Below are 13532 nucleotides of genomic sequence, written 5' to 3'. Positions count from 1 at the left end.
TGAAAGGACCGCGATGACCGCGCACCTCCCGGCCGACGCCCCCCTGCGCTTCGGCGCGAACTACACCCCCTCGACCGAGTGGATGCACGCCTGGATGTCGCTGGACCTCGACGCCGTGCGCCGCGACTTCGCCGGACTCGCCGAGCTCGGGCTCGACCACGTCCGCATCTTCCCGCTGTGGACGGTGCTGCAGCCGAACCGGACGCTCATCCGCGAGCGCGCCGTCGACGACGTCCGTGCGGTCGTCGACGCGGCCGGCGAGTTCGGGCTCGACGTGAGCGTGGACGTGATCCAGGGACACCTCTCCAGCTTCGACTTCATCCCGTCCTGGCTGTTCACCTGGCACGACAAGAACATGTTCACCCATCCCGACGCGGTGTCCGGGCAGGTGGCCCTGGTCGAGCGGCTGGGCGCTGCGCTCGGCGACGCCGGGAACTTCCTCGGATTCACCACGGGCAACGAGACCAACCAGTTCTCGGCGAAGACCCACCCCTCTCCGTGGCCGGTCACGGAGGCCGAGGCCGCGGCGTGGATCACCGCGCTCCTGGACGCCGCCGACCGCTCGGCTCCGGCGCAGCAGCACGTGCACAGCGAGTACGACGCCGCCTGGTACATGGACGGGCACGGGTTCACGCCCGCGCTGGCCTCGCGACTGGGCGCCATGACCACCGTGCACTCCTGGATCTTCAACGGCACCGCCCAGCGCTACGGCGGCCGGTCCGTCGCCTCCGACCGGCACGCCGAGTACATGATCGAGCTCTCGCGCGCCTTCGCGACGGACCCCCGCCGCCCGATCTGGCTGCAGGAGGTCGGCGCGCCCTCCAACTGCCTCACCCCCGACGAGACGCCGGGATTCCTGGAGGCGACGGTCCGCGCGGCCGTCCGCACGGACGACCTGTGGGGGATCACCTGGTGGTGCTCGCACGACGTGAGCCGGGAGCTCGCGGACTTCCCGGAGCTCGAGTACACGCTCGGGCTCGTCGGACAGGACGGCGCGGCCAAGCCCATCGGCCGCCGCTTCGCGGAGATCATCCCCGAGCTGCGCGAGCGCCGCCCCGCCCCGGCCCGCACGCTCGGGATCGTCGTCGAGGTCGATGACGACGACACCCCCGTCAGCCGCGGCGCCCTCGGCCCCGGCGGCCCCGTCTTCCAGGCCTGGGTGGACGCGTGCACGGGCGGAGCGGACCCCGCCTTCGTCACCTCGCGCACCGCCGCCGACCCGGCCGCCCTCGCCGCGCGCGGCATCACGGAGCTGATCCGTCCCGACCTCCGCGGCGCCGTCGACTACGCATCCCAGAACACGGTCGTCTGATCCTGCGACCCCGGCCGCGTCGCGCGCCGGCGGGGGGCACGGGCGTCCGCGCCGTCGGGACGCGTCATGCACCGTCGGGACGCGTCGCGCGCCGTCGGACGCGTCATGCGCCGTCGGGACGCGTCGCGCGCCGTGGCGGAGATCCGCGCTTCAGGCGGAACCGTCCGGCAGCGGCGGAGAAGCGCGCTTCACGCGGACGCCAGCGCGATATCCGTCCGCATCAAGGACGCTTCTCCGCGTCCCGGACATCCTCAGGTCCACGGGTCGCGACAGGGCCACGAAAGGACGGGAGAAACGCCGGCCGCAAGATGCGGAGATCCGCGCCTCCCGCGGAGAACAGCGCAGGATCCGTCCGCACGAAGCGGGGTTCTCCGCGCGAAGCGGGGTTCTCCGCGCGAAGCGGGGTTCTCCGCACCAAGCGGGGTTTTCCGCGCGACGAGCGGTACACCGAACCAGCGGTGGTTCTCCGCGCGAGGGGCGGTACGCCCGACGCCTGATGCGGAGATCCGCGCCTCCCGCGGAGAACAGCGCAGGATCCGTCCGCACGAAGCGCGATCCTCCGCACGAAGGGCGGTTCTCCGCACGAAGGGCGGTTCTCCGCACGAAGAGCGATCCTCCGCATGAAGGGTGGTTCTCCGCACGAAAGGGCGGAGCGGGATCAGCGGGGGGCGGCGGTGCTCTCGCGGATCGTGAGCTCCGGAAGGGGACCCGAGCGCGCGGGAAGGACCTCAGGCGTCTCGATCTGTTCCAGCAGGAACTCCGCGGCGCCCTCCCCGAGCGCGAAGGTGTCGCGGGTCAGGCAGGTGATCGACGGATGCACGAGCCCCGTCACCACCGAGTCGTCGAAGGAGGCCAGGGACAGGGCGCTCGGCACCGCGACGTCCATCTCCTGCGCGACGCGAAGGCCGGCGATCGCCATCACATCGTTGTCGTACACGATCGCGGTGGGCCGCTCGGCGCGGCTCAGCAGCGCCCGGGTCGCCGAGGTGGCCGCCGCCGGCGAGAAGTCCGTCACCAGCGTCTCGCCCGACACTCCGCGCGCGGACAGCTCGCCGAGCACCTCGGCGCGCATCCGCGTGTGCTGGAACTCCCCCGGGCCCGACACGTACGCGATGCGGGAGTGCCCGAGCGCGGCGAGGTAGTCGAACAGGCTGTGCGCGGCGCGGCGGTCGTCGAGCCAGATGGCCGCGGGCTCGCCCGCCGCCGACGGGCGGGATCCGATCACGACCGCGGGGAGCGGGAGCTCCGTCAGCAGCGTCAGCCGCGGATCGTCGTCGTGCGGGTCGATCACGATGACCCCGTCGACCTGGTTCGCGCTGCGCCAGCGCCGGTAGGTCGCCATCTCCTCCTCGATCGAGGACACGAGGACCATCTGCATCGACATCCGCCGCGCGCCCAGCGCCGACTGGACGCCGGCGATGAGGTCGGTGAAGAACGCCTCCGTGCCGAGCGTGCGGGCCGGGCGGTTGACCGCGAACCCGACGACCCCGGCGCGCGAGCCGACGAGGGCCCGCGCCGCGGAGCTGGGCTGCCACTGGTGCGCCTCGGCGATGTCGAGGATCCGCTGGCGCGTCTGCTCGCTCACGCCCGGGCGCCCGTTGAGCGCGAAGGACACCGCGCCGGGGGACACTCCCGCCAGGCGCGCGATGTCCGCGATGGTGACGCGCTTCGCCCGTGACATAGACTCACCGTACTAGATCGTTTTAGTTCCTCTCGGAACTCCCCGGCCGGACGGAATACGATGTCCGGACGTTCCCCACATTCTGGCACCGCGAAGGAGCGCCTCCATGCACGAAGAGACCTCGCTGACCGTCGGCCGCGCGAACCGCGTCCTGACGGAGCGCATCCGCCCGGCGATCCACTCCGCGCGGGTGCCGCTCGAGATCTCCGCCCATGCCCTCCCCGGCGAGCCGATCGCGCCGGCCGACGGTCTCGCGCTGGACTACGAGCCGTTCCCAGCGGGACAGCAGTGGGGACCCGCGTGGGGCACCACCTGGTTCCGCGTCCGCGGCGAGGTCCCCGCCGCGTGGGCGGGACGGCGGGTCGAGGCCGTGATCGACCTCGGCTTCGACGTGAACATGACCGGCTTCCAGTGCGAGGCGCTCGTGTACCGGCGAGGCGCGGACGGCGAGCCGGTACCGGTCAAGAGCCTCAACCCCCGCAACCAGTGGGTGCCGGTGGTCCCCGTCGCAGAGGGCGGCGAGTCGGTCGAGCTGTTCCTGGAGGGGGCGTCGAACCCCGTGCTCCTCGACTACCACCCCTTCCTCCCCACCCAGGAGGGCGACATCCGCACCTCCTCGCCGGAGCCGCTGTACCGGATCCGCCACATGGATCTCGCCGTCTTCGAGTCCGAGGTGTTCGAGCTCGCGCTCGACGTGGAGGTCCTGCTGGAGCTGCAGGCGGAGCTTCCGGAGACCTCGCCGCGGCGCATGCGGATCCTCCAGGCCCTCGACGACGCCCTGGACGTCCTGGACCTGCAGCGGATCACCGACACCGCCGCGGACGCCCGGGAGCGGTTGGCCCCGGCGCTGGAGTCGCCGGCCGACGCCAGCGCGCACCGGATCGCCGCCGTCGGGCACGCGCACATCGACTCGGCGTGGCTGTGGCCCGTTCGCGAGACCATCCGCAAGGTCGCCCGCACCACCTCCTCCATGACGACGCTCCTGGAGGAGGAGCCGGAGTTCCGCTACGGGATGTCCAGCGCGCAGCAGTACGCCTGGGTCAAGGAGCACCGGCCCGAGGTCTTCGCCCGGATCAAGGACGCCGTGGCCGAGGGACGCTTCCTGCCGCTGGGCGGCATGTGGGTGGAGTCGGACACCGTGATGCCCACGGGCGAGTCGCTCGTGCGTCAGTTCTCCCACGGGCAGCGCTTCTTCGAGCGCGAGTTCGGGATCCGCTCGCGCGGCGTCTGGCTCCCGGACAGCTTCGGCTACTCCCCCGCCCTCCCGCAGCTCATGCGCCGGGCCGGCTTCGAGTGGTTCTTCACGCAGAAGATCTCCTGGAACCAGCGCAACGTCTTCCCGCACCACACCTTCGACTGGGAGGGCATCGACGGGTCCCGCATCTTCACGCACTTCCCGCCGATGGACACCTACAACTCGCAGCTGAGCGGGATGGAGGTCGCCAAGGCGTCGCGCCAGTTCAAGGAGAACCGCGTCGCGACCATGTCGATCGCCCCGGTCGGCTGGGGCGATGGCGGCGGGGGCACGACCCGCGAGATGACCGGCAAGGCCGCGCGCATGGCGTCCCTAGAGGGCGCCGCGCAGGTGGAATGGAAGCACCCGGACGACTTCTTCGACGACGCTAAAGCCGAGCTGCCGGATCCCGCCGTCTGGGTCGGCGAGCTGTACCTGGAGCTGCATCGCGGCACCCTCACCAGCCAGCACGCGACGAAGGCCCTGCACCGCTGGGCGGAGCAGGCGCTGATCGAGGCCGAGCTGTGGGCGGCGACCGCCGCCGTGCGCCGCGGGACGCGCTATCCCCACGACGAGCTGGACCGGCTGTGGCAGCTGGTCCTGCTGCACGAGTTCCACGACATCCTCCCCGGCACCTCCATCGCCTGGGTGCACCGCGAGGCCGTCGAGGTGCTCGGCGGCGTGCTGGACGATGCCCGCGGGATCTCCGACGCCGCCCGGCGCGCTCTGGCCGGCGAGGGCGATCGGCGCCTTCGCTTCACGCCGACCTCGGTCGGTCTCGGCGCCGGAGCCGTGGCGCTCGGCGCCGCCGCCGTCGATGCGCCGGATGCGGTGGCCACGCTGGCCGAGGAGGACGGCGGCTTCCGCCTGGAGAACGAGCTGGTGTCGATCCTCGTGTCCGCCGAGGGGCTCATCACGTCCGCGGTGGACCGCGCGAGCGGGCGCGACGCGATCCCCGCGGGCCGGCCGGCGAACCTGTTCCAGCTCCACCAGGACTTCCCGAACATGTGGGACGCGTGGGACATCGACCGGTACTACCGCAACCGCGTCGAGGATCTCACCGGGGTGTCCTCGATCTCCGCCTCGGTGGAGGGCGGCGCCGCCGTGGTGGTCGTGGAGCGGGCGTTCTCGGAGTCCCGGCTGACCCAGACGATCGTGCTGCAGCCGGGATCGCGGACCGTCCTGCTGCGCAACGACATCGACTGGCACGAGACCGAGAAGCTCCTGAAGCTCGCGTTCCCGCTGGACGTGTTCGCGCGCGAGACGCTGGCGGAGACGCAGTTCGGGTTCCAGCGCCGGGCCACGCATGTGAACACGAGCTGGGAGGCGGCGAAGTTCGAGACGTCCATGCACCGCTTCGTGCTGGCGCAGGAGGAGGACTTCGGCGTCGCGCTCGTGAACGACTCGATCTACGGCTACGACACGAGCCGCGAGGTCGAGGGCGACGACGTCACCACGACGGTCCGCCTGTCGTTGCTGCGCGCCCCGCGTTTCCCCGATCCCGAGACCGACCACGGGTCCCACGAGATCGAGGTCGGCCTGGTCGTCGGCGCCGACGCGGCGATCGCCACCGCCGAGGGCATCCGGATGAACGCGCTACCCACCGAGGTGCGCGGAGCAGACGAGGTCGAGCCCCTCGTCCGGGTGACCGGCCCGGGGATCGTCGTCTCGAGCGTCAAGCTCGCGGACGACCGCTCCGGGGACGTGATCGTCCGCGTGTACGAGTCGCTCGGACGACGCACGACCGGCGAGGTGGAGGTCGGCTTCCCACACGGCGGGATCCGCGAGGTGACGCTGATCGAGGACGAGCTCGACGAGCCCCGCACCGGCGGCGCGCTGAGCCTTCGCCCGTTCGAGGTCAGGACCCTCCGCATCTCCCGCTCCTGACGGCTCACCGTCCCCGGTTCCCGTCGCACTTCCGTCGAAACCCCTCCTGGCCGCCGAGACCCCCTCGGAATCGCGCGTTTCAGGAGGGGTTTCGGCGCGCAGAGGGGGTTTCGGCGCGGGAGGGATGCGTCCGACGTGTCAGGCGTCGAGAGCATGCGGGCGCGACGCGGGAACGGCACGCAGTCCGAGCACGATCGCGATCCCGCCGAGCAGCGCCGTCAAAATCGGCGGGAGGAAGACGACGGCGAACCCGAGCAGCCCGGAGTCCGTCACCGGAGACAGGAATCCGGCGGCGAGAACGACGACCCAGACGACCAGACCGCCGGCCGGTGCCCAACTCCAGAAGCGCGGCCACGCCCGGATGATGCCGATCAACACGACCACGACGACCGTCAGCACGGCCAGCACCACCTGATACGGGAAGACGATACTCTTCCACGAGGATTCCTCGGCGTGGGGGTTGGCGGGATCGTCGAGAACGAACCCGGAGACGAAGCGAGCCGCCCAGGGGCTCGCGAGCACGACCTGAAGGATCACCAGGACGGTCGCGACCGGCCGGCGCGCCGTGAGGCTTCCCGCCCGACCCAGCCCGATGACCAGGACCAGGACTCCGAGCGCCCACAGCGCGTCCTTCGCGAGGTGGATCCCGGCGAGAGGACCGCGCGCGACCAGGGCCACGACCGCGGACAGGACGAGAAGCAGCCCGCCGGCCACCCAGGTGCGGCGCCGGGAACGGGCGTCCGGATCCTCGTTCGTCATCGTCCCTCGTCCGTCGTCGTCGCCCACGACATCACCCGCCGTAGCGGGCGGCGATCTCCTCGGTGAGGGCGGGCCAGATCCGCTTGTGGTCCTCGCCGAACGGCACGCCGGACAGGAACGCGGCAGCCAGGTCCCGGGACCGGTCGATGAAGAGGAAGCTCCCCTGGGCCCCGAAATGGCCGGCGGTCTCCGGCGGGAAGGAGTCGGCCAGCCAGTGCGGGGACTTCACGCCCTTGCGCTCGAACCCGAGACCCCACTGGTTGTCCGGATAGGAACCGTATCCGGGGACGAGCCCGGGCAGTCCCTCGCGCGACACCCGCAGCGCCAGGTCGCGGAGCTCGGCCGGGATGAGCGTGGGGCGCAGCACCTCGCGGCCGAAGACGAGCAGATCCGTGATCGAGGAACGCGCCCCGGCGGAGGGGCGACCGGTCACGTCCGTCTCCGTCATCCCGAGCGGCACGACCACCTCGCGGGCCATCCACTCGGCGAAGGGCATGCCTGCGGCCTCGGCGACGACGTCCGCCAGGAGGTCGAATCCCGCGTTGGAGTAGATGCGGCGCTCCCCCGGTGCGCGCTGAGGATCGTCCCCCTCGAACGGCAGGCCGCTGGTGTGATCGAGCAGATGGAGCACCGTCGATCCCTCGGGACCGGCCGGGTCGTCGAAGTCCAGGAGGCCGTGGTCGATCGCCACGAGCGCTCCCCAGGCCGTGAGCGGCTTGGTCACCGAGGCCAGCGGGAGCACCTGGTGCGGGTCGCCCTGGAACGCGAGGGTTCGGTCGGCGTCCGTGACACCGATCAGGGCCGGGTGCGGGAAGCCGTCGGTCGCGGCGAAGGTCGTCGTCTCCACGCAGCCATCGTCCCATGCGGCGGCGCGGCGGAGACCGCGGAGCCCCGGTCCACACGTCTGGACCGGGGCTCCGCGAAGGGGATCAGGCGCCGCGCAGGCGCTCCGCGAGGTAGGCATCGAGCTGGTCCAGCGCCACGCGCTCCTGCGCCATCGTGTCGCGGTCGCGCACGGTGACCGCGCGGTCCTCCAGCGAGTCGAAGTCGATCGTGACGCAGTACGGCGTCCCGATCTCGTCCTGGCGACGGTAGCGACGGCCGATCGCCCCGGCGTCGTCGAAGTCGATCACCCAGTGCCCCCGCAGGTCGTCGGCGACCTCGCGCGCCAGCGGCGAGAGCTTCTCGTTGCGCGACAGCGGAAGAACGGCGACCTTGATGGGCGCCAGCCGCGGGTCGAGCTTCAGCACCGTCCGTACGTCCGTCCCGCCCTTCGCGTTCGGAACCTCCTCCTCGCGGTAGGCGTCCACGAGGAACGCCATCATCGCGCGGGTGAGGCCGAAGGACGGCTCGATCACGTACGGGGTGTACCGCTCGCCGGAGGCCTGGTCGAAGTACGTCAGGCTCTGGCCGGACACCTCGGAGTGGCGGTTGAGGTCGTAGTCGGTCCGGTTGGCGACGCCCATGAGCTCGCCCCACTCCTTGCCCGGGAACCCGAAGCGGTACTCGACGTCGATCGTGCCGGCCGAGTAGTGCGCCCTGTCCTCCTCCGGGACGTCATAGCGGCGCATGTTGTCGGGGTCCACGCCGAGGTCGACGAACCAGTCCCAGCACTTCTCCACCCAGTGCTCGAACCACTCCTGGGCCTCGGCCGGAGGGGTGAAGTACTCGATCTCCATCTGCTCGAATTCGCGCGTGCGGAAGATGAAGTTGCCGGGGGTGATCTCGTTGCGGAACGCCTTGCCGACCTGCCCGATGCCGAACGGCGGCTTCTTGCGGCTGGCGGTCAGCACGTTGGCGAAGTTCACGAAGATGCCCTGCGCGGTCTCCGGACGCAGGTAGTACATGCCGGACTCGTCGTCCACGACGCCGAGGTAGGTCTTGACGAGGCCGGAGAACGCCTTGGGCTCGGTGTACTGCCCCTTGGTCCCGCAGTTCGGGCACGGCACCTCGGCCAGTCCACCCTCGGCGGTGCGGCCCTTACGGGCCTCGAAGTCCTCGACGAGGTTGTCCGCACGGAAGCGCTTGTGGCAGTGGAGGCACTCCACGAGCGGGTCGGTGAACGTCTCGACGTGTCCGGAGGCCTCCCACACGCGCTTCGGGAGGATGATGCTGGAGTCCAGGCCCACCATGTCGCCGCGGCCGCGGACGAACGTCTGCCACCACTGGCGCCGGATGTTCTCCTTCAGTTCCGTGCCGAGGGGGCCGTAGTCCCACGCGCTCCGGGATCCCCCGTAGATCTCCCCCGCTTGGAAGACGAACCCACGGTGGCGGGCGAGGCTGATGACCTTGTCGAGGCGGGACTGTTCGGCCATGGCGGCTCCAATGGTCGTGAGCGGAGGATCGTCCGGCGATGCCGGTGATGCCAATCCTATCCGCGGGGCGCCTCCCCCTCCGGCGCTCCCCCGCCCGCCTGCGCCGCGCGGGCGGCGGCTGCGGCGCGCTGCAGCCAGGCGGGCGTCGTGCCCGGGCGAGCCAGCGGGATGAGCAGCCCCGCGGAGCTGTCGGCGACGAGCTGCTCCGCTCGGCGCACGCGGGTCGCGGGCTGCTTCGCGGTCGCGATCCAGTGGCGCACGACCTTGCGGTACCCGGGGGTGGACGCGGCGAGGAAGGCGACCGTCGCCGGGGACGCGTCGATGATCCGCTGCACCTCCGGCTCCAGCTCGGCCTCGGCGTTCTCGTGCGAGTACGTGCCGGTGCGATCCGCCCGTCGCGCCTCGAACGCGGCGAGGCCCGCCGGCGTCATCCGGCCCTCCGCGCGCAGCCGCTCGACGTGGGCGACGTTGACCTCGGACCACGTGCTCCCCGGGCGCCGCGGCGACCACCGCTGCCGGCGGCGGTCGTCGTCCACACGCTGGGAGACCGAGTCGATCCACCCGAAGCACAGCGCCTCGAGGACCGCGTCGGCCCAGGAGAGGCCGCGTTCCGCCTCGGGGACGTGGGCCTTGCGCAGCTCCATCCACAGCTCGCCGGCCGTGTCGTGGTTCTGCTCCAGCCACGCCCGGAACTCGGCGGCATCGGCGAAGAAGACCGCCGGCCGGTCGGCGCTGCCGCCCGGCCGCCCCGCAGGCACCGGACGGGCGTCGCTGTCGTTCATCCCGCCAGGATGCCACGAGCCCCCGACATCGCGGTGTCCGAGGCCGGTGGCAGGATCGCGGCATGGAACAACGAGTGAGCTTCCTGACCCTGGCTGTCGCCGATGTCGCCCGCAGTCGCGCCTTCTACGTCGAGGGTCTGGGGTGGCGGCCGATCTTCGAGGCGGACGACGTCCTCATGCTCCCGGTCGCGGACCGGGTGATCCTCTCGCTGTGGTCGGTCGCGGGGTTCACGGAGGAGATCGGGGAGGCCCCGGCTCCGGGGCTGGCTCCGGTCACGCTGGCGCACAACGTCGCGAGCGAGGCCGAGGCGGACGCCGTGCTCGCGGAGGCGGCGGCGCTCGGTGCCGACGTCCGTCCCGCTGTGCGTCGTGAGTGGGGCGGGTACTCCGGATACTTCGCCGACCCCGACGGCTTCCGTTGGGAGGTCGCGGTCAACCCCGGGGAGACGGGCGCGTTCGTGCTTCCCCGTCCGTGACGCGGCAGGGCGGGGCGAGGTCGCCCGCTGTCACTGCGCGAACAGGTAGCCCCGCTCGACGTCGAAGCCCACGATCCGCAGACCACGGCCGAGGGTCTCCTCCATCCGGGTGCGCAAGCGCATCCGCCACTCGTGCGCGGCCTCCGGATCCGACGTGCGCATCGCCTCGATGTCCGCCGGGATCTCCACGGTCTCGACGACGGTGTCCTCGGCCGGGGGCTTGGCGATGTCGGCGAGCGCCCATTCCACGTCCAGGCGGTCGCTCTCGTCCCCCGCGTCCCCGCCGCCGAAGATCCCGTAGCGGTTGACCGAGTAGCCGGTCACGCGCGCCCCCAGAACGGTGAGGAAGAAGTGCGCGTTGCGGGCGACGAGCGGATCGAAGGTCCACGTGATCCGCCCGACCTCGCGGGAGAAGGCCCACTGGCGCTGGTGCTCCTTGAGCTCGCGACCCCAGCCGCGTCCCCGATACTCCGGAAGCAGGGCGGTGATGTGCGAGTGCATCGAGCGCCGCCCGGGCTCCCCGAAGAACGCGATCGACGCGCCGACCATGCGCTCCTCGCCGCCGTCGCTGTCGAACAGCCCCACGACGTAGTTGCCCGACTGCTGCAGCGCCCGCAGGGTGCCGGCGTCGATGACGCGCTCGGGCCCGCGGATCGAGTCCAGCAGTCCCTGCGCATCCAGGATCAGTTCGACGGTGTCAAGATCACGCACGGTTCGCACGCCCCCAGTCTGCCCCTCCCCGCCCCCAGGACGAAACGCGCGCCCTGCGCGCCAGTTTCACGGTCGGCCCGCCCCTCCCTCCAGACAGGGCCGGCGCCCCGCATCATCGGCGACCGCGCCTCCGTCATTCGTGCCGACGCCGACCGTGCATCTGCACCGCGATGCCCGCCCGTCGGGCTCCCTCCGCGAACCTGTCGTCATAGGTCCAGACCTCATGGGCGCCGAGCGCGATGGCGGTGGCGAGGTGAATCGCATCAAGTGTTCGCACCACCGGCGGTTCGAGGGTTCGCGCGAAGGCGAGCACCACATCCGTGATCGGCGCAACGCCGACTCCGCTCAGCGCGTCCGGCACCGCGTGGTCTGCGGCGTCCCCGGCGAATCGAGATCGCAACGCGCGCGAGACCTCGACCTCCGCCAGTCGGGAGGTCATGAGCGTCGCGGCATCATTGACGGCGAGGCGCAGCGCATCCGCCAGGAAGTCGGATTCGTCCTCGGCGACGACGCGCTTCATCAGCGCGCTCGTGTCGATGTAGAGGATCCTCACCCACGCTCCTCGCGCAGGTCGTCGAGGACGCTCTGGATCGTGACCCCGTCCGGCAATGACAGGGACGCCCGCACATCGCGAAAGGGCTCCGCCGGCGGATGCGCCCAGTCCGGATAGAACGGCCGACGCGTGCCCCCACCGAACCCGAGGTGCTCCGCGACCGCCCGGCGGACGATCTCCTGCTGACTGATGCCGGTCCGAGCTGACTCGGTCTTCAGCGCCGCTGCGGCTTCGGCACCCAACCTCAGGTTCATAGCCATACGTAATGGTACCACTCAGGGCGTCGAGTGGTACCACTTCGCGGCCCGGCTCGCCCGCCCCGGATCCGCGCGCAACATATTCTGGAATGATGAGCGCCCCGCAGAAGACCCGTGAATCCGGCGATCGCGACACCCGGTTCTTCGGACAGCCGTGGGCGCTCGCGCACGTGTTCGGCGTGGAGATGTGGGAGCGATTCAGCTTCTACGGCATGCAGGGCATCCTGCTGATCTACCTGTACTACTCGGTCACAGACGGCGGGCTCGGCATCCCGCAGAGCGTCGCCGGCGGGATCGTCGGTGCCTACGGCGGATCCGTGTATCTGTCCACGATCCTCGGCGCGTGGGTCGCGGACCGCCTTCTCGGATCCGAGCGGACGCTGTTCCTCAGCGCGATCGTCATCATGGCCGGACACCTCGCCCTAGCCTTCCTCCCCGGTGTGGTCGGCGTCGGCGTCGGCCTCGTGCTGGTCGCCATCGGCTCGGGCGGGCTCAAGGCGAACGCGACCGCCGTCGTCGGCACGCTGTACTCGGAGGAGGACACCCGCCGCGACGCCGGCTTCTCCCTCTTCTACCTCGGGATCAACCTGGGCGGATTCCTCGGCCCCATCCTCACCGGCCTCATGCAGTCCACGCTGGGCTTCCACTTCGGCTTCGGCATCGCGGCTGTGGGCATGGCCGCCGGTCTCCTCCAGTACTCGTTCGGCCGGCGCGCGCTCCCCGAGGCCGCGCGCCGGGTCGCCAACCCGCTTCCCGCCCGTCGCTACCCGCTCGTCGGGATCATCGCGGCGGCCGCGGTCCTCCTCGTGGTCGTCCTCGTGTTCGCGGGGGTCATCCGCGCCGACAACCTGTCCGCCATCGTGATCATCGGCACGCTCGCGGCGACGGTGGCCTACTTCGCCGTGATCCTCGGCAGCCGTCGCATCGACGCGACCGAACGCTCGCGGGTCTGGGCGTTCCTGCCGCTGTTCATCACCAGCGTGGCGTTCTGGTCGCTGTACCAGCAGCAGTTCACGGTCCTCACCGTCTACTCCGACGCCCGCCTGAACCGCGACCTGTTCGGCTGGGAGATGCCGGTGTCGTGGGTGCAGTCGATCAACCCGGTCTTCATCATCGTGCTCTCCGGCGTCTTCGCGGCCCTGTGGACGAAGCTCGGCGCCCGCCAGCCGACGACCCCGGTCAAGTTCGCCCTCGGAGCGATCATCATGGGCGCGGCGTTCCTGCTGTTCCTGCCGTTCGCGGGCGGCGCGGAGAACTCCACGCCGCTGCTCGCGATCGTGGGCATCCTGCTCGTCTTCACGATCGCCGAACTGCTCCTGTCGCCCATCGGCCTGTCCGCCGCCACGAAGCTCGCCCCGGCCGCCTTCCACACCCAGATGGTCGCGCTGTTCTTCCTGTCGGTGGCGCTCGGCACCGCGATCTCGGGCTGGCTCGTGCAGTTCTACGACCCGACGAACGAGGTGCCGTACTTCTCGATCCTCGGCGGCATCGCGATCGTCGTGGGCCTCGGGCTGTGGGTCAGCGCCAAGCCGGTGCTCGCCCTGATGAAGGGCGTGCGCTGAGTC

At 71.1% G+C, this 13532-nt stretch carries 12 protein-coding genes; 4 read left to right on the top strand and 8 right to left on the bottom strand.

Annotated elements, in window-relative coordinates:
* The first annotated feature begins 13 nt into the window (after positions 1-13).
* Complete coding sequence (locus tag V6R91_RS10835; RefSeq protein ID WP_336395424.1) at positions 14-1312, top strand: glycoside hydrolase 5 family protein; 1299 nt, start codon at positions 14-16, stop codon at positions 1310-1312.
* A 658-nt stretch (positions 1313-1970) separates the two neighbouring features.
* Here the strand turns inward: V6R91_RS10835 and V6R91_RS10830 are convergent.
* Positions 1971-2993: a LacI family DNA-binding transcriptional regulator gene (locus tag V6R91_RS10830; RefSeq protein WP_336395423.1), complete on the bottom strand. Its 1023-nt coding sequence runs from the start codon at positions 2991-2993 to the stop codon at positions 1971-1973.
* A 106-nt stretch (positions 2994-3099) separates the two neighbouring features.
* Between V6R91_RS10830 and V6R91_RS10825 the strand changes: the two genes are divergently transcribed.
* On the top strand, positions 3100-6114 hold the full coding sequence (locus tag V6R91_RS10825; RefSeq protein ID WP_336395422.1) for an alpha-mannosidase: 3015 nt from the start codon (positions 3100-3102) through the stop codon (positions 6112-6114).
* A gap of 138 nt (positions 6115-6252) precedes the next feature.
* On the opposite strand, the gene V6R91_RS10820 is transcribed toward V6R91_RS10825, so the two are convergent.
* The 4 genes from V6R91_RS10820 to V6R91_RS10805 all read right to left on the bottom strand — a co-directional run bounded on the left by V6R91_RS10820 (position 6253) and on the right by V6R91_RS10805 (position 9970).
* Positions 6253-6873, bottom strand: coding sequence for a hypothetical protein (locus tag V6R91_RS10820; protein WP_271060670.1), 621 nt, complete (start codon positions 6871-6873; stop codon positions 6253-6255).
* A 31-nt stretch (positions 6874-6904) separates the two neighbouring features.
* Complete coding sequence (locus tag V6R91_RS10815) at positions 6905-7720, bottom strand: serine hydrolase domain-containing protein (protein WP_271060669.1); 816 nt, start codon at positions 7718-7720, stop codon at positions 6905-6907.
* Between the two features lie 82 nt (positions 7721-7802).
* Positions 7803-9188, bottom strand: coding sequence for a glycine--tRNA ligase (locus V6R91_RS10810; protein WP_067243960.1), 1386 nt, complete (start codon positions 9186-9188; stop codon positions 7803-7805).
* Between the two features lie 56 nt (positions 9189-9244).
* Complete coding sequence (locus V6R91_RS10805; RefSeq protein WP_336395421.1) at positions 9245-9970, bottom strand: YdeI/OmpD-associated family protein; 726 nt, start codon at positions 9968-9970, stop codon at positions 9245-9247.
* Between the two features lie 62 nt (positions 9971-10032).
* Here V6R91_RS10805 and V6R91_RS10800 point away from each other — a divergent pair, with 62 nt between their 5' ends.
* On the top strand, positions 10033-10446 hold the full coding sequence (locus tag V6R91_RS10800) for a VOC family protein (RefSeq protein WP_231819704.1): 414 nt from the start codon (positions 10033-10035) through the stop codon (positions 10444-10446).
* Positions 10447-10476: 30 nt separating this feature from the next.
* Here V6R91_RS10800 and V6R91_RS10795 read toward each other — a convergent pair whose 3' ends face one another.
* The 3 genes from V6R91_RS10795 to V6R91_RS10785 form a co-directional block, all read right to left on the bottom strand.
* Positions 10477-11166: a GNAT family N-acetyltransferase gene (locus tag V6R91_RS10795; protein WP_336395420.1), complete on the bottom strand. Its 690-nt coding sequence runs from the start codon at positions 11164-11166 to the stop codon at positions 10477-10479.
* A gap of 124 nt (positions 11167-11290) precedes the next feature.
* On the bottom strand, positions 11291-11710 hold the full coding sequence (locus V6R91_RS10790; RefSeq protein ID WP_271060667.1) for a type II toxin-antitoxin system VapC family toxin: 420 nt from the start codon (positions 11708-11710) through the stop codon (positions 11291-11293).
* Positions 11707-11964 (bottom strand): CopG family transcriptional regulator, encoded by a 258-nt coding sequence (locus V6R91_RS10785; RefSeq protein WP_271060666.1) that lies wholly within the window; start codon positions 11962-11964, stop codon positions 11707-11709. The genes V6R91_RS10790 and V6R91_RS10785 overlap by 4 nt, the downstream gene beginning before the upstream one ends.
* 95 nt (positions 11965-12059) lie before the next feature.
* Between V6R91_RS10785 and V6R91_RS10780 the strand changes: the two genes are divergently transcribed.
* Complete coding sequence (locus V6R91_RS10780) at positions 12060-13529, top strand: peptide MFS transporter (RefSeq protein WP_271060665.1); 1470 nt, start codon at positions 12060-12062, stop codon at positions 13527-13529.
* The last annotated feature ends 3 nt before the right edge of the window (positions 13530-13532 follow it).

The organism is Microbacterium sp. CCNWLW41 (assembly GCF_037083505.1).
The sequence above is the reverse complement of the archived record's forward strand: the minus strand, read 5'-3'. Positions and strand labels throughout refer to the sequence as shown.

What these genes read in the sequence shown, in the direction of transcription:
- V6R91_RS10810 (WP_067243960.1), bottom strand. Translation starts at nt 9,188, where the DNA reads ATGGCCGAACAGTCCCGCCTCGACAAGGTCATCAGCCTCGCCCGCCAC.
- V6R91_RS10780 (WP_271060665.1), top strand. Translation starts at nt 12,060, where the DNA reads ATGAGCGCCCCGCAGAAGACCCGTGAATCCGGCGATCGCGACACCCGG.
- V6R91_RS10830 (WP_336395423.1), bottom strand. Translation starts at nt 2,993, where the DNA reads ATGTCACGGGCGAAGCGCGTCACCATCGCGGACATCGCGCGCCTGGCG.
- V6R91_RS10805 (WP_336395421.1), bottom strand. Translation starts at nt 9,970, where the DNA reads ATGAACGACAGCGACGCCCGTCCGGTGCCTGCGGGGCGGCCGGGCGGC.
- V6R91_RS10785 (WP_271060666.1), bottom strand. Translation starts at nt 11,964, where the DNA reads ATGAACCTGAGGTTGGGTGCCGAAGCCGCAGCGGCGCTGAAGACCGAG.
- V6R91_RS10825 (WP_336395422.1), top strand. Translation starts at nt 3,100, where the DNA reads ATGCACGAAGAGACCTCGCTGACCGTCGGCCGCGCGAACCGCGTCCTG.
- V6R91_RS10820 (WP_271060670.1), bottom strand. Translation starts at nt 6,873, where the DNA reads ATGACGAACGAGGATCCGGACGCCCGTTCCCGGCGCCGCACCTGGGTG.
- V6R91_RS10800 (WP_231819704.1), top strand. Translation starts at nt 10,033, where the DNA reads ATGGAACAACGAGTGAGCTTCCTGACCCTGGCTGTCGCCGATGTCGCC.
- V6R91_RS10835 (WP_336395424.1), top strand. Translation starts at nt 14, where the DNA reads ATGACCGCGCACCTCCCGGCCGACGCCCCCCTGCGCTTCGGCGCGAAC.